Origin of the sequence: Acinetobacter sp. V89_7 (genome assembly GCF_029967895.1) — a bacterium.
Lineage (GTDB): Bacteria > Pseudomonadota > Gammaproteobacteria > Pseudomonadales > Moraxellaceae > Acinetobacter > Acinetobacter soli.
Map to the genome: position 1 here is coordinate 20057 of NZ_JASCAJ010000002.1, position 18952 is coordinate 39008.

The following is an 18952-nucleotide window of genomic DNA, read 5'->3' on the forward strand; positions in this document are numbered from 1 at the left end:
TTCCCAAAAAATCGTGTTGATGTAAATACGTCGTGTTAAATCCAGCATGATTGATTAAGCACCTCAGACATGCTCAGTTTGAGTATAATGCGCAAGATGATCCATAGAGCGACTCCATCTTGATGCACACTACGCCACCTCAGCCCCCTCAAGACATTTTCCGTGTTCGTGTGGCCGTTCCTGTGCATTTATACGATACCTTCGACTATAGCGTAAGCGCAGCAGATTATGAACAGGCAGCGATCGGTGCACGCGTTTTAGTCTCGTTTGGCCGTCAGACACTGGTCGGTATGATTACTGAAAAACTGGCGCCTGATCTGCCACTCGATCCAAGATTTCAATTAAAACCGATTCAGGCTTTACTGGATCAATCACCGATCTTAGACCAGAAAGTTTTAAAATTATTGACATGGTCGGCGCAGTATTACCAATTTCCTCTAGGCGAAGTGATTCAAACGGCATTACCCGGTTTGCTACGTCAAGGCAAGGACGAGGATATTCTGACGCACATCTGGCGCATCGCGGCGCATCCCGACCCAGACGCAAAACTCAAGCGCTCGCTCAAACAGTTTGAAGCCTATCAAATTCTCAAGCTGCATCCAGCCGGCACCACTGAGACCATTTTAAATTTAAGCGGCGTCGATACCGCGACCCTTCGGGCTTTACAAAAAAAAGAACTGGTGACTTGCACACAGGAAATCCAAGATTTCCGTCCCACGCCGGTACAATTGGCACAAATGCCATTAACTGCCAACCCTGACCAGCAACATGCCATTGAACGCGTTATGGCACATTTGCATGCCTACCGCGCTTTTTTACTCGATGGGCTAACCGGCAGCGGCAAAACCGAAGTGTATTTGCACATCATGCACGAGGTGCTCAAGCAAGGTAAGCAGGTGCTGGTACTAGTGCCTGAAATTGGTCTGACACCACAAACCATTGCCCGATTCAAATCTCGATTTCACTGCGATGTCGCGTTGCTGCATTCAGGTTTAAACGATTCCACGCGCTTACAGGCTTGGCAACAGGCCAAAATGGGCAAAGCCTCAATTATTTTGGGCACGCGGTCTGCAATTTTCACCCCTTTACCGCGTTTGGGACTGATCATTTTAGATGAAGAGCATGATCTTTCTTTTAAGCAGCAAGAAGGCTTTCGCTATCATGCACGCGATGTGGCACTGTATCGTGCGCATCTGGAAAATTGTCCGATTATTCTTGGCTCTGCCACGCCCAGTATCGACAGTTATCATCTGGTCGAACAAAACAAACTTGAATTACTTGAGTTAAATCAACGTGCCGGCGTGGCATTAATGCCTAAAGTACACTTGATCGACTTAAAAGTAGCCAAAAAGCAGCACGGATTGAGCCAAAAGCTGATCGAACAAATCCAGCACACCCTCAAGCGCCAAGAACAAGTCCTGATTTTTTTAAACCGACGTGGCTATGCCCCCGTACTGGTCTGCGAAAGTTGCGGCTGGCAAGCCAATTGTCCACATTGCGACGCACATTTTACCGTACACACCCAACCCTATACCTACCTGCACTGTCACCACTGTGGCACTATTCAGCGCATGCCAGAAGCATGTTTGGCCTGCAATCACCCGACCTTAAAAACCTTGGGCATGGGCACTGCAAAAGTCGAAGCGCATTTGATCGAACTCTTTCCTGAGCATGATGTGATTCGGGTCGATCGTGACAGTACCAGCCGAGTCGGCAGCTGGCAAAAAATTTATGACCGAATCCAGCAAAACAAGCCGATGATCTTACTCGGAACCCAAATGCTGGCCAAAGGTCATCACTTTCCGTTTGTGACCTTGGTGGCGATTTTGGATATCGATGCCGGCTTACTGAGTGTCGATGTCCGTGCGCCAGAACGCACCGCTCAATTGATTGTTCAAGTTTCGGGTCGGGCTGGTCGCGGTGAACATAAAGGCGAAGTGTATCTACAAACCCTGCGCCCCGATCACCCGATGCTAACAACGCTGATTGAAAAAGATTATCGTGCCGTTGCCGCCGAAATACTCAATGAACGTCGGGTGGCGTTGTTGCCCCCTTATCGCTATAGCGTGTTGGTCCGCTGTGAATCCAAAGATCGTGAATACAGTCAGGCGTTTTTACAACAAGCCGCAGCGCGTTTCTTACAACAGGCAGGCAGTGTGGCCGAGATCTGGGGGCCTATTCCCGCGCCAATGGAACGAAAAGCAGGACGTTATCGGGCACATATGGTGATTTTGGCGCAAGACCGGGCGCGCTTACATTTCTTTTTACGTTCTTGGTGGGCCGATACCGTACAGCAACCGCGCCAGCATCAATTACGGCTTTCGATTGATGTCGATCCGCAAGAATTTAGCTGATGCCTTAATGTTCATGGCTGAAAATGCTAGAGTTAAACCTTCACTTAGCCCCCAACGCATTCAGAGTTTTCTATGTCACTGTTGCTACAAATCACGATTTTTCTCGGTGCCGCATTACTCCTGGTGCCGCTAGGTAAACGTTTTGGTATTGCAACCGTCATTGGTTATCTGTTGACCGGTATTGTACTGGGTCCGCATGTTCTGAATGTTGCAACCGATGCCAAAGCCATCATGCATATGGCTGAATTTGGCGTCATTTTACTGATGTTTATTATTGGGCTTGAGCTACGCCCGCAGCGCTTGTGGCAAATGCGTCACTCGATTTTTGTGATGGGCAGTACGCAGGTGATTCTGACTGGCATGGTGTTGATGGGGCTGGTGTTTTTGGTCTTTAAGCAATCGGTAACCAATAGTTTTATCATCGGATTTGCGCTGGCGCTGTCTTCGACCGCATTTGTGCTGCAATTGCTGGCAGAAAAGCAGCAACTCAACACCACTTATGGTCAGCAGTCCTTTTCTATTTTGCTGTTTCAAGATATCGCAGCCATCCCTCTTTTAGCCGTTATTCCACTTTTGACCGGTAGCTCGACCACCCACCACGGTATTGCCTACTTTGCTGCGATTTTGGCCACCTTTAGCGGCTTATTTCTATTTAGCCGTTTTGTGATGCGGCCCTTTTTTCGTTTTGTTGCCAAAAGTGGTGCGACAGAGTTGATTACCGCAGTGGGCTTGTTCATTGTGCTGGGCGTGGTGCAATTGATGGAAATTTTAGGTATCAGCACTACACTTGGCGCATTTTTGACAGGTGTTCTGCTGGCAGACTCAGAATTTCGTCATGAACTTGAAGCCAGCATCGCCCCTTTTAAAGACTTGCTCTTAGGGCTGTTCTTCATGACAGTGGGCATGACCGCACAACTGACGCTCATGCTGCATATGCCAGAAATCATTATTGGTTCGGCACTTGCACTGATTGTGATAAAGGGCGTGTTACTGATGGGTATCGCTCGTTACTTTAAATACAAGTGGAACAACAGCCTGATGCTGGCAGCCTGTTTGGCTCAAGGGGGTGAGTTTGCATTTGTGGTGCTGAGCGTTGCACAAAGCGAGCAGGTTTTGACCCAGGCCATTGTTCAGCCTGTAGTGCTGATTGTCACCCTATCGATGGTGCTGACGCCACTCTTTTACGCCTTGATTCAGCATGTTGTTATACCCAGACTGCAACAGGACACCACGCCAGAATTTGACGAAATTCCAGATCAGTCACCCCCTATGATTATTGCGGGCTTTGGTCGTTTTGGTCAAATTATCGCTCGAAATGCACGTATCAATCAGATTGCCTTTACTGCCATCGACAACAATTTACAGCAGATTGATTTTGTCCGACGTTATGGTGGCACCTTATACTATGGTGATACCACCGAACCGGAAATTTTACGTGCTGCGGGTATCGAAAAGGCGCAGGTCTTTGTTTTGGCAATTGATGACGTCGAAGACAGCATGAATGCCGCACGCCATATTCGCTTGAACTATCCCGATATTCATTTGCTGGTTCGTGCCCGAGATCGGCACCATGTGCATTTATTGCGTGATCTGGGCGTAAGGCACATCTGGCGTGAAACGTATTTATCGTCTTTGGGCATGGCACATCGGGCGCTCAATCTATTGGGGCTGTCAGAGCAGCAAGCCAGTCAAAATATTCAAGTGTTCCGTGATTATGATGAACAGTTGCTGGAGCAGCAGCAAAGTATCTATCACGACGAACAAAAAGTTTTTGAAACACATCGCAATGCAATGGCTGAACTTGAACACCTCTTCGACAGTGATCAACGCCATCAAGATGAATACCCCGAACACAATCGTGAAAACAGACACGAAAATCATCGTATTGATGTTACACAAGATGATCGTCACTGACTTGTGTTTTACAATATTGACACCATTAAGACAGGGTTATGGAGAAAAATATGTCTGATTTACGCCAACGCTTTTTTATTGAGGACTGCCCTGTTCGTGGAGAAGTCGTACATTTAGAAGAAGCATTACAAACCATTTTGGCTCAACGTCCCTATCAACCTGCTGTGCAGGTGTTGCTTGGGGAAATGTTAAGCGCAACGGCACTTTTGGCCAGTACCCTCAAAATCAAAGGTCGTATCAGTTTACAAATTCAGGCCTCAGGCACGTTTCGCTGGGGAATGGCCGAGTGCAACCATTTGGGTGAAGTGCGTGCTTTGGCAGACTATGAAAATGATCCACATTTTGAGCAGGCACAAGACAGTAGCGTGGTACTGAGCACACTGCAAAATCCAGTGCTGTTTATTAATATTGAGCCAGAATTTGGTGAGCGCTATCAAGGGATCGTACCGCTCGATCAGCCAACCCTCGCAGGCTGTCTGATGCAGTACTACGATTTGTCGGCCCAGATTCCAACGCATATCGTGCTGGCCACGACCGCCGAGCGTTCGGGTGGCTTACTCATTCAGCTGTTGCCGCGTAACAACGAAGAAGAGCAACAACTGATTGATGAAGATATCTGGCCACGCCTGATCATGCTCACAGGAACGCTCAAAGCAGACGAATTAACCGATTTGCCAGCCAATGAAATTTTGTACCGTTTGTACAACGAAGAGCAAGTACGCCTGCCTGAGCAAGAACAGCTAAAGTTTGGCTGCACCTGTTCAAAAGAACGCTGTGCGGCTGCCCTGCAACAGATCGGGGTAGATGCGGTACGTGAAACATTGGCTGAACAAAATCCAATACAGATGGATTGCCAATTCTGCCAAGCCCGCTATACCTTTACCGCAGAAGAGGCCTTAGGCCTGTTTGGTGAACATCTCAGCTAAATACACAGATCAACGCAGACGCATTTTCTAGCGATCTGGATGTTGTGTTGGCTTGGTTTAAACAAACCTGAATCGTCTTTGAAGATGATTCGGGTTTTTTATTGCCAAAACCCAACAGTTTCATATTACAGATGACTTGAATTGAATGAGTAAATCGCCGTATAACACAGTATAAGTCACTTATAATTAAGACACCGTACATGGCCAAGAACTATTATGAAACGCTCGGTGTTTCGCGAGATGCGACACCTGAAGAGATTAAAAAAAGCTATCGAAAGCTGGCACGCAAGTATCACCCCGATGTGAGTAAGGAGCCAGATGCCGAGGCGCAGATGCAAGCGCTGAATATTGCCTATGACACGCTAAGTGATGCTGAAAAAAAAGCAGAGTACGATCAGCAACTTGATTATCCTCAAGGCTTTTCTGGTTTTGGGCAAGGTGCTCAAGGCAGTGCGGGTTTTGATGGTGGACCATTTTACCAGCAAGGTCAGGGCGCCGACTTTAGTGGCTTTGAAGACTTATTCGGTCGTTTTGGTGCAGGCTTTGGTGGTGCCAATCACCAATATCAGCGTCAGACGCACCGCTTTCGTGGTGAAGATCAACATGCACGAATCGAGGTAGATATTGAAGTGGCTTACCATGGCAGTACTCAAAATCTCACCTTACAAATTCCAACTTTAAATGCTTATGGCGAGGCAGAAGTACAACGTAAAACCTTGCAAGTGAAAATCCCCAAAGGCATGAAAGAAGGCCAGCAAATTCGCTTGAATGGTCAGGGCCAAGCTGGGATAAACGGCGGTGAAAATGGCGACTTATACCTCGAAATTCACTACAAAAACACCCCACAAATGCATGTTGAGGGTGCTGATGTTTATCTCACAGTCGATGTGGCACCGTGGGAAGCAGCACTTGGGCAAAAAATTGAGGTTCAAACTCCAAGTGGTCGCGTTAGTGTCAATGTACCGAAAAATTCCAAAACTGGTCAGCAGTTGCGTTTAAAAGACAAAGGGATTCCCAATAAAACGCCCGGACATTTGTATTTAATGATCAATCTGGTTTTACCCGAAGCACAGACCGAAGCCCAACACAGCGCCTATGAAGCACTTGCTCAGGCATTTTCTTCATTTCAACCCCGTCGATAAGGAGCCAGCTCATGTCTAAAATTCATTATGTGGAAGTGATTTGTCAGAATGAGACCACCGCCGAGATTATCGATGAGCAACGCGGACTCAATTTACAGCAGTTTGCACAGGTCTGTGGTCAAAGCCCAGAATGGGTGCTGCAATTGATTGACTATGATATTTTGCTGGTGGGACATCCCGATCAACATCAGTTTTTGGGAGAGGATGTCGCACGGGCGCGCAGAGCCTATCGTTTGCAACGTGACTTTGATGCCAGTTTATCGGCGGTGGCACTGATGCTGGACTTACTTGATGAAGTACAACAGTTGCGCCATGCTGTCCGGCATCTGACGCCTCCTTCAGACCAGCAAACAAACCGTCATGAATGCTGACTGATCCACTGATAGCTGAGTAAACCAAGTACCGTACAAAGGAGTGATCCCAGCACATGAATCAAGATCAGGCCAATCGCCCAGCTGTATTTTTGCTGCTGAAGCAGATCGATTACTTCGGCAGAAAAGGTCGAAAATGTGGTCAATGCGCCACAAAAGCCTGTAATAATAAATAACTTATAATTGGCACTGATCTGCGCATGTGCAAAAAAGGCGATGGCATAGCCGATAATAAAGCCGCCAACCAGATTGACCAGAATGGTGCCTAAAGGGAAATGCTGTAAAGTCGGATTAAATTTAAGTCCAACGAACCAGCGAATCCATGCACCAAGCACAGCGCCACAAGCAATTGAGAGTAAAGATGAGTACATCGGCATGCTCCAATATTTTTTTCATGCAGAGCACGCACAATATGCCTACGCCCCTGCTGAAAAGAGGTAACGTAGACATCATTAGCCAGAATGGCGGTTTTTGCGAGGAGGAATGTCATCTCCTGTGTGCTCAGTTTAGTCTAATCTTGGCTTGATGTGAAGCAGTTGCGCCAAGCCTCTTCAAGCGGTTTTATTTCAATTTGGTTATTTTTTCAACTTCTTTCAGGGTTTGTTTGATGGGTTCATAATCTAGAAACCAGAACAAATTCATATTACGCTGCCGTTTTTGATGTGCCAGCATTTCAATGACGCTTTTTTCACCACGCCCCACCAAATGCTGTCGATAAAAGTAATACAAAAGTAAAAGTGTGCTGAGCAACATCACCGCCAGCATCATCCAGAATCCTTCGGGAGATTTTAAGCCGGGAATAAACTCAAAATTCATACCATATACGCCGGTTAGAAGCGTCAATGGCGCAAAAACGGCGGTAATAATAGCCAAGATCCGCATATTTTCATTGGTTTGGTTGGCAATCGCATTAAAATGCAAATCGATGGCCGACTGAATTGCGGCACGTAATCTGGAGGTGTGTTTTTGCGTGCGCTCAATATGACTCACCAGATCGTTCATTCTAACCAACAGTAAATCTGGCGATTCCGAAGCGTGTTGACCCATCAGATGATGATAATTTTCCACCAGTTCGTCTCGTAGCTCCTGTAAAGTTTCAATCTGCTCCTCACACAGATTTTCGACTTGCTGAAATGCCATGTTTTCTTGAAACAACTGTGGCCATTGATGAAATCGTTTACGCCCTTGCAACAGCTCACGCTGCCAGTGTTCGACCCGACGCGTGAGCGGTGTACGCAAATCCAGATAGGCATCAATCATGCTATTGAGCATGCGCAGGGTTAAATCGATCGGTGTCGAAGGCAACTTGCGTGGCTTGTTTTGATCACTGATATCGCGCTGTACAATCTGTTCATAACGCTGCACATAGGCATCCATCGCCTTATTGCCTGTCTCACGGATACTGATCAGCACGTCTTGCGAGATGATAAAACTGATCGGGGTTGTGGCTAAACCGAATATACTTTCATGTACTTCTCCGGTCACTTCGCTGTTGCTGATCTGATCGTCAGGCGTAATGATTTTACGAAAAATTAGTAAATCATAATCGTCCATCGTGTCAAATACACATGGATGATCGATATTTAAGATATCGCGAATATGAAATTCGTTAATAGAGAGACGAGTCAGGCCATTGATATTTTTTTGCCATTCCTCGGTTTGCATCACCACATCTTCACGAATGCAATCGACCCACATAAATGCCAGATGATGCTCGTCCTGAACCTGTTGGCTAATAAAGGCATACTGTTCAGCAGCATGCTTATAAACATAATAAATTTGCATGTGTACCCGTATTTTCGATGCGGTGTGGCATAGGTTGATGGTACTAAATCTAGCTTAAAATACTCAATGAAAAATGTACCCGAGTATTTGCCAGCGCTTCATTTATGTTGTGACTTGCCATAAAAAAGTCCGCCGAAGCGGACTTTTTTAATCATGTAACAGATTTAAAACTTAAACCTGTTCGATGTCTTTCATGGTCAATTTGATACGACCACGGTTATCGACATCTGCAACCTGTACTTTAACGTCCTGACCTTCTTTAAGAACATCAGATACATTCGCAACACGTTCATTTGAAATTTGTGAAATATGTAGCAAACCATCGGTACCTGGCATGATATTCACGAATGCACCAAACTCTACGATACGGATGACTTTACCGTCATAGATTTTGCCAGGCTCAACTTCAGCAGTTAATGCCTGAATTTTCGCAATCGCAGCACGTGCAGCGGCTTTGGTTTCACCAAATACACGCACTGTACCATTGTCTTCAATATCAATTGCAGCTTTGGTTTCTTCAGTAATTTGACGAATCGTCGCGCCGCCCTTACCAATCACGTCACGAATCTTGTCTGGATTGATCGTAATCACTTCAAACGTTGGTGCATGTGCTGAAATTTCAGGACGTGCACGTGAAATTACTTTGTTCATTTCATTCAGGATGTGCATACGACCTGCATACGCCTGATTCAATGCAACTTCCATAATCTCTTCGGTGATGCCTTCAATCTTGATGTCCATTTGAAGTGCAGTAATACCATTGGCAGAACCAGCAACTTTAAAGTCCATATCACCTAAATGATCTTCGTCACCCAAGATGTCAGAAAGTACAGCAAAACGCTCGCCTTCTTTCACAAGACCCATCGCAATACCAGCAACTGGCGCTTTAAGAGGAACACCTGCATCCATCAATGAAAGTGATGCACCACATACAGACGCCATTGATGATGAACCATTTGATTCAGTGATGTCCGATACGATACGAATCACGTACGGGAAGCGGTCAGCCGCAGGCAATACAGCTTGAACACCACGACGTGCCAAACGACCATGACCAATTTCACGGCGCTTTGGACCAGATTCACGACCTGTTTCACCTACAGAGTATGCAGGAAAGTTGTAGTGCAACATGAAGTTGTCAGTTTTGGTGCCCGCAAGCGTATCCACCATAAGGGCATCACGTGTGTTACCCAAAGTAGTGGTCACCAAGGCCTGAGTTTCACCACGGGTAAATAATGCTGAACCGTGCGCACGATCCAATACACCCACCTGTACATCGATACCACGAACAGTCTTGGTGTCACGACCATCAATACGTGGCTTACCAGACAAGATATTGTCACGTACGGTACGGTATTTAAGGTCTTCAAACAATTCGTTCACTTCATCAGCAATACCCGTTTCGTCATTTTCTGGAACGAACTGAGCGACTGCTTCTGCATAAAGCGCATCAATTGCTGCATAGCGATCTTGTTTTACCGCAATGGTATAGGCTTCAGAAATTTTCGCTTCAAATGCTGCTTTCAATTGCTCAAGCAATGCTTCATTTTTGGTTGGCGCAACCCAAGTTGACTCAACTGCACCCGCAGCCGCAGCAAACTCTTTGATCGCCTGAACTGCAATTTGCATTTCGTCATGACCGAAAAGTACAGCGCCAAGCATTTGATCTTCAGACAATTCTTTGGCTTCAGATTCAACCATCAAGACAGCAGATTCAGTACCTGCAACCACGAGGTCAAGATCGCTTTCTTTTAATTGTTCAAAGTTCGGGTTTAAAACATATTCACCGTTGATTAAACCAACACGTGCACCCGCGATTGGGCCACGGAAAGGTGTACCAGCAATCGACAATGCCGCTGAAGCACCTAACATGGCTGCAATATCGGCATCCATGGTTTTGTCAGAAGAAACCACTGTCGCAGTGATTTGAATTTCGTTGAAGTAACCTTCTGGGAACAACGGACGAATTGGACGGTCAATCAAACGTGAAATTAACGTTTCAGCTTCAGACGCACGGCCTTCACGCTTACCATAACCACCTGGAATACGACCAGCAGCATATTGCTTTTCTTGGTAGTTTACAGTCAGTGGGAAAAAGTCTTGACCCGCTTTCGCTTTCGCTTGTGCAACAACTGCAACCAATACAGTCACACCGCCCATCGTCACTAGAACAGTGTTTGCTTGACGCGCAACACGACCTGTTTCCAATACAACTTGATGCTGACCAAACTGGAATTCTTTACGAATAATATTAAACATCGACATGTAATCTTTTTTCCTGGTTCTTTTTGAACAGTTATTCTAGTGGAGACCCCTAAGGTTTGGCATTCATATCACCCCAACAGCAATGATAAATGACAAAGCTTAGAAGCCGACCTCACTAGAGAATAGACACAAAGAAGGAGCGAACATTCGCCCCTTCTAGCGTAGTCTGATGCAAACACCAGACACTCGCCCGTCTTCAGTTGTGAGAGACGTCATCGCGCGCACAACCGAAAAACAAGCCAAAATCGAATTAACGACGTAAACCTAATTCGCCGATCAAGCTTACATAACGACCGTGGTCTTTACCATTGAGGTAGTCAAGTAATTTACGACGTTGGTTAACCATACGGATGAGACCGCGACGGCTATGATGGTCGTGTTTGTGCTCTTTGAAGTGACCTTGCAAATCATTGATTTGAGCAGTCAAAAGTGCAACTTGAACTTCTGGTGAACCCGTGTCGTTTTCAGCACGTGCAAATTTAGCGATAATCGCTGCGCGATCTGCGTTTGTTAAAGCCATTCGATTTCTCCGAGATGCTTAAAAAAACAAATAAAATGATAAAAATCAAAAATATTATCTAAAAAGATAGCATTTCTTGACTGCCGTGCATCACTACAGCAGTTTGCCATTTTAAAGGATAAGACCGTAATTGACAATTCATAAATCAATTCAATACGGTGTGGCGGTGCTTATCAGTGGTATTAGTGTCTGAACAAGCTGGTCAAAAAAGACACTGACTTACCGTGTTATTCATTGCACACTGCCACTATAAAAAGAATGATCATGGGAATGACGTGAAACTATTATCAGCCAATACCTGCTACGTACCACCCGATATTCACAGCGTGATGCGTGCCCAGCATGAAAATGATGCCGCCTCTGGCGCAATGACTGCTGCACAGGTTCAGCGCATTTGGCACAGTGTCGAGCAGTTGTATAAAAGCGGTAATTATCCTCTGATTGGTTTTTGTCTGCGTCGCAACGGACATATTTTACTGAATCGAAGTTTGGGCTATGCACGCGGCAATACGGTGGATGGCTTGGCAAGTGATGCACAGATTGCAACTCCCGAAACACCGATTTGCCTGTTTTCTGCCTCAAAAATTGTCACGGCAATGCTGATCCATGTGCTCAATGAGCGTGGCCTGATTAATCTATTCGACCCGGTGAGTTATTACATCCCTGAATATGGCGTAAATGGTAAACGCCGCGCCACCATTTTTCATTTACTGGCACATCGGGGTGGTATTCCACGGCTTGAAACTGAAGTGACACCAGAATTGCTGTTCGATAAATCAGAGATTCTGGCGCGATTATATCGCGCGAAGCCAGTATCGGCAGCGGGTACACATCTGGCTTATCACGCGGTCACTGCCGGCTATATATTGGGAGAGCTGATTGAACGTGTAACCGGACAGGATCTTCGGCAGTTTTTACATGAAACCATCGAAAAACCCATGCAAATGGCCTGTTTCAATTATGGTCTTGCGCCCGAGTGGCGTGATCGGGTTGCACTCAATGCCCCAACAGGCTTACACCCTCGCCTAGGTACAGATCACTACCTACAGCATGTACTTGGCGGCGGCTTACAACTGGCAGTGGACCTGACCAATGACCCCCGCTTTATGGATACGGTATGCCCTGCGGGTAATATTTATACCAGTGCAGAGCAAGCAGGCCGTTTTTTTGAAATGTTGCTGAGCGGTGGACGATATCACGATCAGCAGATTCTCACACCACAAACCGTGTTTCGTGCCACTTTACCCACCTCAGTGACCAGCTTAGATCGGACATTATTGGCACCGATGCGCTATGCATTAGGCCCTATGCTCGGCAGCAATCCAGTGGGGCTGTTTGGCCCGATGACAGGACAAGCCTTTGGTCATCTGGGATTTTCTAATATTTTATGCTGGGCAGATCCAGAGCGGGATATCAGTGTCTCGCTGCTGACTACAGGGAAATCTGTCATTGGTACACATTTACCTGCGCTGGGCAAACTGCTGTATCAAATCTCGATGCAGTGTCCTAAAGTTGCCAAAGGTCAGCGTCGCTCATTATTTGGAAGCGATACCCACGAAACCAATATGGTGTAAAAAATAAAAAGCCCAAGCGGTGCTTGGGCTTTATGCGCTGTAGTTTCTTATTCTGAACGATTGTTCTTGTATTTTGTTATTATCTGGAGAGTTTTCTTAGAACCCTTTTATTGATTATGGTCATTGTCCCTGACATGAACGAACTTCCTAACAAGTTCTATTCTGCCACATTTAATTATGAATAAAAGTAGTGATTTTCGTATCAGTATGTAAGCAAAAACGTACAGGTCTGTATATATCAGAAAACATAGCAGTTTTTCTAAATATAAACATGTAACTTGTTATTTTTTGAAATTCTGGACATAAAAAAGCCTTGTAGTCTCTCCCAAAACTACAAGGCTTAGCGGCTGTAAGTTCCTCGTTTATCCTTACTTCACTGTAAGTTCGCTGTCTTCGACTTATTCTAATTTTTATGCGGTTTTTTCTTAGCATTCCTTGCTAAGTTTTTGTGCAGGAACATCATCTCAAAATATTGCTTCGGACTCTATAAGCTAATTTCTCGAATTCGTGTAAGCAATTTCGTACAGAGCTGTCTACTCCTTAGGTAAACTTACTAAAATGAAATCATTATTAATTTTTTCACTAAGCCACTTTTTCGAGCGGTGCGCTGTGTAAGTGATTGTAAAAAGGCCGCACGATCTACCAACAGGCTGACGACATTTTTGGCGCGGGTAATGGCGGTATAAATCAGCTCCTGACTCAGAATTTTTTCTGCGCTGGCATCAAACACAATTGCAGTATGTTTAAATTCGGAACCTTGAGATTTATGAATGGTCAATGCAAAGGCCGTTTGAATATTTTTGGGCAGTCGATTGGCTGCTACCCATTTGTCTAAACTTGGAAAATACACTTCAAACTGATCGGATTGTGTGCGGTGTCGAAAGCAAATACCGATATCACCATTCGACAACCCTAACTGATAGTCATTGTATGTCATCATCACCGGCCGGCCCAAATACCACCCTGCCACAGGTACAACCATTAATTGCGTGGTCAGCCAGTCTTCTGCAAAGCGGTTAATCTGATCAAGCCCAAATTTGCCAAAACGAATGGCCACCAAAATCCGATAATCATCAAATGCCTGTATCACTTTTGCTAAATCAATAGAAGCGGCTTGCTCACGATACTGTTTAAGCGCATTGACATAAGGTACATAGCCTTGCATCAGTTGCAAATAATAGGCAGTAGGCTCATGAAGCAATGAATCGTTTAGATATTCGAGCTGAACCAGATCCGACATAGTATCGTATAGCTGAATGGACTGAAGCGTTTGGGGTGATGCCACTTGCTGTTCAAACGCAGCTAAAATATCCTCAGCTGGCTTCGCATCCGAGAGATGTTGAATAAATCCAGCAAACTGACCAATTTTTGCCTCGGCATTAAAGCGTCGACTGGTCACCAGTTGCACGTGATTGTGTTTAAGCGCGGGCACTTGCTGCAAGTCAGCCAGTACCGCACCTACATCCACCGAGGCCAACTGTTTGGCATCTCCAAGTAAAATTAAACGACAATTTGCTGGAATCGCTTCGAACAACAGCGTCGCCAATTGCAAATCAAGCATCGATGCTTCATCGACCACCACCACATCATACGGCAGAGGTTGTTTGGCATGGTAACGGGGTCGCTGCTGGTGCCCCAAACCCAAAAGCCGATGCAGGGTTTGAGTCGACTGCTGTTGCAGCTCTTCGCTCAACAAACCGGATTCGAGCAGCTTAGGATCTTGAAAAGAGGCCTGAAGCGCCTCTTGCATGCGCTGTGCCGCCTTACCGGTTGGGGCTGCCATCGCAATTCGGATATCGGGAATGGCCTGATTTAAAACCGCGATAATACGGGCCAAGGTGTAGGTTTTACCTGTTCCCGGCCCGCCTGTAATAATATTGAGCGCATGGTTTGCCACCATTTTCATGGCTGCCTGCTGGTGGGGATCAGTGAGCAAATTGGTGTACGACGTCACGTCAACCGCTGATAGTTGCGTCTGTGTTAAACGGTGTACTTGCGTGGCCAAACGCTGTTCGAGCGACCAATATCGATACAGCGCCAGCATCTCGTCGTCATAGACCATGGGGGCAACCGTCTGTGCTGCTTGGGATGCATGCACCGCAAACTTACCCAACTGCGCCACATCTGACGAAGAAATCGCCAAACCGCTATCTCCTTGCAAACTTGCTTCAATTAATGCTTGCAACATGTCACGAATTTGTTCAGAATTGCGCTCCCTGAGATTGAACGGTGTCTGAACCAGATACTCACTCCACATTTTCAGCCATGCCAAATCCTTGTCTAGACTGATGTTTTGATTATCCACACAGTTATCCTCAAGCTTGTCCACACACTTATAAACACATTTATCCACAAAATAACCACCTGAATTTCAAGTTATTATTCAGATTTGTCACTTTTTTTGTCCATTTTATCCTCAGCAAAATATCCCAAGATCGCATCTAGACGCAAAATAAACTCGTTATCCGGTTTCCAGTAAAAATAGCCCTGATGGGCAGCGCCAGTCATGCCTCGAAGATACAAATAAGTTGCCCCTCCTAAATGCTGCTCGATCTGGTAATGCTGCAATTTCACTTTTAAATAACGATGCAAAGCCACCAGATACAATGCGGCTTGTAGCCAGTAACTCGACTGGGTCATATTGTGCTGAATGGCTTGCGCCGAATAATCTTGCTGGTCGCTGCCCAAATAATTACTTTTATAATCGGCAATATGAAAATGCTGACCATCGAAGTACATCAGATCGATTGATCCATTCAGGTAGCGCGCGGCATGCGCATCTAAAAAATCGGGCATATGAATGTTGTATTCGGCAAAAAGTTGCTGAATGCGACGCATGGCCAGCACACGATCAGATAACGCCAGATAAAACGGACACTCGCTTAAATACTGCCCTGCTTCAAGTTGATTCAACTGAAAACCCTGATGCAAAGGTGTGGTCGCCACATGCATGAGCCACTCGGTCAGCCATTGAAACAATAATCCATCTTCACCATTGTGCTCAGGATAGGCGTCGGTGTATTGGCGATAGAGCTGCTCCCAAAGTGTACTGTAATCATTTTTAAAACGACGACGCAGCTCAATCGGCCATTCGTCTGGTTTTTTTAAATCAATATGTTCAAAAATTTCGTGCAGGAAATTTCCGGCTTGAGGCCCTTTTGGAAAATGCTGTTTAATCCACTCGAGTGGCAATTGAGTGGTTGTATTGAACGATACATTCAGATCACGTTCATCGTCGGCCTGTTGTTCGGGCACCTGAGTCAGCGCAAGTGTATCGGCATACAGCAAGGACGGCTTTAGATGCTGGGCCAAATAACTAAAACTGGTTTTGCCGCGCGGATAAAATCGCTGTGACGGTAAGGGCTGCGCATATAGACGATAGGTTTGCTGCTGCGCGGCGCGATGTAATGCCGGTGGGCATTGTGGCTCACACGGTTCATCCATGCTGTAGGGATGAATAAATGCCTCTCCCTGATGTTTCCAGTACGCCAGTGCATCTTGCGATTTTGCCTGAGCATCTTGCATAACTGCATAGACCCGATGACTGGCGCGGGTTAATGCCACATACCATAAACGGTTTTGTTCGGCTTTAGCCCGATCACTATGTTGCTGCTGTGCTCTTTCGGTTAAACGTGCTTTATCGGCAATCGAAACCAATCGGCGTTGCTGCAATGCGCCAGTCTCTGGGTCTGGCACCGTCAACTCGGAAAAATTCAGCCCTGTACTTTGCTCCCTAAACGGCTTGTCTGCGCCGAGTAAAAACACGACCTTAAACTCAAGTCCTTTAGACTGATGGATGGTCATGAGCTGCACACCGGCATCACTTGAAAGCTTGCGTTCTAGTTCCCATTCGCGCTCACTGGGTGAAGTGAGCTGTTTCAGATACCAATGGTAAAGGTTCTGGGCTCCGGCATAACGCTCGCTGTGCTGAGTTAAAAGTTCACCCAAATGGCGGACATTCACCACTGCACGCTCGTTATCACGGCGCTGGATTTTGACCAGATTTTGCCATACCTGAAACACCGCCAGTGCGTGTTGCCATGCGGGTAAAAACCCCTGATGCATCCAGATTTCACGCACAGCATCAAACTGAGTCATGTATTGGCTCAATCCCGATGCCTGCTGCTGCAATTGCTGCAAGGTGCTTAAATCCAGTCCAATCATGCGCCCAAGCAATCCCCGTTTGACTTTGGCTTCATCGTAAGGATGTAAAATCGCGGTGAGAAATGCAGCCACATCGTGTGCCAGTGCATGATCAAATACACTACGGCGTGACGGTCGGTTGACTTTAATTCCCAAATACTCAAGTCTGGCCTGAACATCATCCAGTCCTTTATGGTTTTTGGAAATGACCGCGATATCATCGCTAATCAATCCACGCTGCTGATCAGGTTCGTCTAAATACAACTCTCCACGATGGGCCTGATTGAGTAGCGCACGGATTTTCCAGCTTACCTGCTCAGCCTCACGATTTTTATCTTCCAGCATCAGCCAGCGTAATGGAGCCGGATTATGTTGCCCCTGATCGATTAATGCAGGATGCGCACGCTGCCCGGCTTCAATAGAATCATAAAGTACCTGTTCGCCAAAATCGGGCTGTCGTTGAAAAAGTGCATCCACCACCTCGACCAGCGGTCTGACCGAACGATGGTTATGCACCAGTTTGTAGTTGCGTCCCTGCTTGCGCATGATGTCTTGATGGGCATTTAAAAATGTCAGCATGTCGCCGCCACGAAAGCCATAAATCGCTTGCTTTCGATCGCCCACCATAATCATGCAGCCGTTTTGATAACGCTGCGGATGGCGCCAGATACTGGCCAGCATGTCATCTTGATCCTGATTGGTGTCTTGAAATTCGTCGACCAAAATAAGTGGATAACGTGACTGCACATACTGGGCAAAGCGTTGCCCTTGCTCGCCTTTAAGCGCTTCAGAGAGTGTCCGGATCTGCTGTGAAAATGTGGTTTCTCCCTTCTCTTGCAACACTTCGGGTAAACGATTTTTCACCTCATGACACAAATAAGCCTTTAAATGATGATGCAACTGGGTAAATTGTTGTTCGTGATCTTTTAAGCATTGCAGCACCTCGACCAGAGCGAGTACCGCTGGATGCTGATAAAAACCGTCACTGATGGCCACGGAACATTTTTTAAAAATTTTATTTTGATGATATTTTTCTAAAAATTTATATGCGGCTTCACGCGCCGACCCAAGATATGCTTCAAAGATGCTCAAATCGGGTTGTTCAAGTGCTTGGAGCAATTGCGGCAGGTCACGACAAAATAAGGTATGAAAGGCATCATTACGAAAAGAAGTGCCATTGATGAAGCCATAAAACTCTCCGTCTCGTGCCGTGTAAGCCAAGAGATCATCAAGCTGAATGGACTGTGCTTGCCGAAGTTGTGCATAAAAATGTTCAACATTCAACTGCGGTGCCGCATAGGGATCAAACTGGGCAGAGCTAAAATTGAGTGCCTGTTCGACTACATCGACAAAAGCATCTATCTGTTTGAGCGCACCAATATTATATAAACCATCAATAATCGCCTGTGGCTGGGCATTGATCCATGCACGCAGGACATCATGAATCAGTTGGCGGGTATAGCGCTTGGCATCGTCGGTAATTGCCGCTGCCTCAATTTTGCCACTTTCAAACGCAAATTCTCGTAACAGCTTTTGGCTAAAACTGTCCAATGTACCAACAAAAAGTTCATCGAGCTGATCCAATACCAGTTTTAAGCGCTCAGCCGCATAGCCCATACGCGGTGCGAATTGCTTCAAAATATGCTGTAGCAATGGATCTGCTTCTTGCTCAGCACGCTGTATGACTTCTTGCTCTGTGAAACCCAGATACGCGTTCAGCACACTATAGATGTGCTGGACACGCAAACGGATTCGTGTCTTAAGCTCTGCCGCAGCAGCACGGGTAAACGTGGTGGCAATCACCTGCTTAGGTAAATAGCGCTCTAGGAAAATGCGGACCATCAGGCTCGACAAGGTATAGGTTTTTCCAGTGCCGGCAGACGCTTCAATTAAATGCAGACCTGAAAATTCAATTTCTGTAATCGGTTGATAAGACGTTTTTGAGCTTAATAGCATGT

The 18952-nt window shown here is 46.1% G+C and carries 12 protein-coding genes and 1 riboswitch; of the genes, 6 read left to right on the plus strand and 6 right to left on the minus strand.

Features of this window, described 5'->3' with window-relative positions:
• Positions 1 to 122: 122 nt before the first annotated feature.
• The 5 genes from QLG00_RS00345 to QLG00_RS00365 all read left to right on the plus strand — a co-directional run bounded on the left by QLG00_RS00345 (position 123) and on the right by QLG00_RS00365 (position 6707).
• The gene (locus tag QLG00_RS00345; RefSeq protein WP_282470334.1) at positions 123 to 2354 is read left to right on the plus strand and encodes a primosomal protein N'; all 2232 of its coding nucleotides are present in this window, start codon (positions 123 to 125) and stop codon (positions 2352 to 2354) included.
• Positions 2355 to 2426: 72 nt separating this feature from the next.
• On the plus strand, positions 2427 to 4268 hold the full coding sequence (locus QLG00_RS00350; RefSeq protein ID WP_282470328.1) for a monovalent cation:proton antiporter-2 (CPA2) family protein: 1842 nt from the start codon (positions 2427 to 2429) through the stop codon (positions 4266 to 4268).
• Positions 4269 to 4318: 50 nt separating this feature from the next.
• Positions 4319 to 5194, plus strand: a complete 876-nt coding sequence (locus QLG00_RS00355; RefSeq protein WP_004943908.1) for an Hsp33 family molecular chaperone HslO — start codon at positions 4319 to 4321, stop codon at positions 5192 to 5194.
• Positions 5195 to 5394: 200 nt separating this feature from the next.
• On the plus strand, positions 5395 to 6336 hold the full coding sequence (locus tag QLG00_RS00360; RefSeq protein WP_151765094.1) for a DnaJ C-terminal domain-containing protein: 942 nt from the start codon (positions 5395 to 5397) through the stop codon (positions 6334 to 6336).
• Positions 6337 to 6347: 11 nt separating this feature from the next.
• Positions 6348 to 6707 carry a chaperone modulator CbpM gene (locus tag QLG00_RS00365; protein WP_004932565.1) on the plus strand — a complete coding sequence of 120 codons (360 nt, stop codon included), beginning with the start codon at positions 6348 to 6350 and terminating at the stop codon, positions 6705 to 6707.
• Here QLG00_RS00365 and crcB read toward each other — a convergent pair.
• The 4 genes from crcB to rpsO all read right to left on the minus strand — a co-directional run bounded on the left by crcB (position 6695) and on the right by rpsO (position 11277).
• Positions 6695 to 7078 (minus strand): fluoride efflux transporter CrcB, encoded by a 384-nt coding sequence (gene crcB / locus QLG00_RS00370; protein WP_004932562.1) that lies wholly within the window; start codon positions 7076 to 7078, stop codon positions 6695 to 6697. The two genes, QLG00_RS00365 and crcB, sit on opposite strands and share 13 nt — an antisense overlap.
• A gap of 65 nt (positions 7079 to 7143) precedes the next feature.
• Positions 7144 to 7210: riboswitch (Fluoride riboswitch) on the minus strand.
• Positions 7211 to 7268: 58 nt separating this feature from the next.
• Complete coding sequence (locus tag QLG00_RS00375; protein ID WP_282470329.1) at positions 7269 to 8492, minus strand: magnesium transporter CorA family protein; 1224 nt, start codon at positions 8490 to 8492, stop codon at positions 7269 to 7271.
• A 171-nt stretch (positions 8493 to 8663) separates the two neighbouring features.
• Positions 8664 to 10751: a polyribonucleotide nucleotidyltransferase gene (pnp, locus tag QLG00_RS00380; RefSeq protein WP_171063713.1), complete on the minus strand. Its 2088-nt coding sequence runs from the start codon at positions 10749 to 10751 to the stop codon at positions 8664 to 8666.
• Between the two features lie 256 nt (positions 10752 to 11007).
• Positions 11008 to 11277, minus strand: a complete 270-nt coding sequence (rpsO, locus tag QLG00_RS00385; protein ID WP_004920392.1) for a 30S ribosomal protein S15 — start codon at positions 11275 to 11277, stop codon at positions 11008 to 11010.
• Positions 11278 to 11552: 275 nt separating this feature from the next.
• Here rpsO and QLG00_RS00390 point away from each other — a divergent pair, with 275 nt between their 5' ends.
• Positions 11553 to 12851 carry a serine hydrolase domain-containing protein gene (locus QLG00_RS00390; RefSeq protein WP_076033423.1) on the plus strand — a complete coding sequence of 433 codons (1299 nt, stop codon included), beginning with the start codon at positions 11553 to 11555 and terminating at the stop codon, positions 12849 to 12851.
• Positions 12852 to 13404: 553 nt separating this feature from the next.
• On the opposite strand, the gene recD is transcribed toward QLG00_RS00390, so the two are convergent.
• On the minus strand, positions 13405 to 15108 hold the full coding sequence (recD, locus tag QLG00_RS00395; protein WP_282470335.1) for an exodeoxyribonuclease V subunit alpha: 1704 nt from the start codon (positions 15106 to 15108) through the stop codon (positions 13405 to 13407).
• A 122-nt stretch (positions 15109 to 15230) separates the two neighbouring features.
• Positions 15231 to 18950, minus strand: coding sequence for a UvrD-helicase domain-containing protein (locus QLG00_RS00400; protein WP_282470330.1), 3720 nt, complete (start codon positions 18948 to 18950; stop codon positions 15231 to 15233).
• Positions 18951 to 18952: the final 2 nt, after the last annotated feature.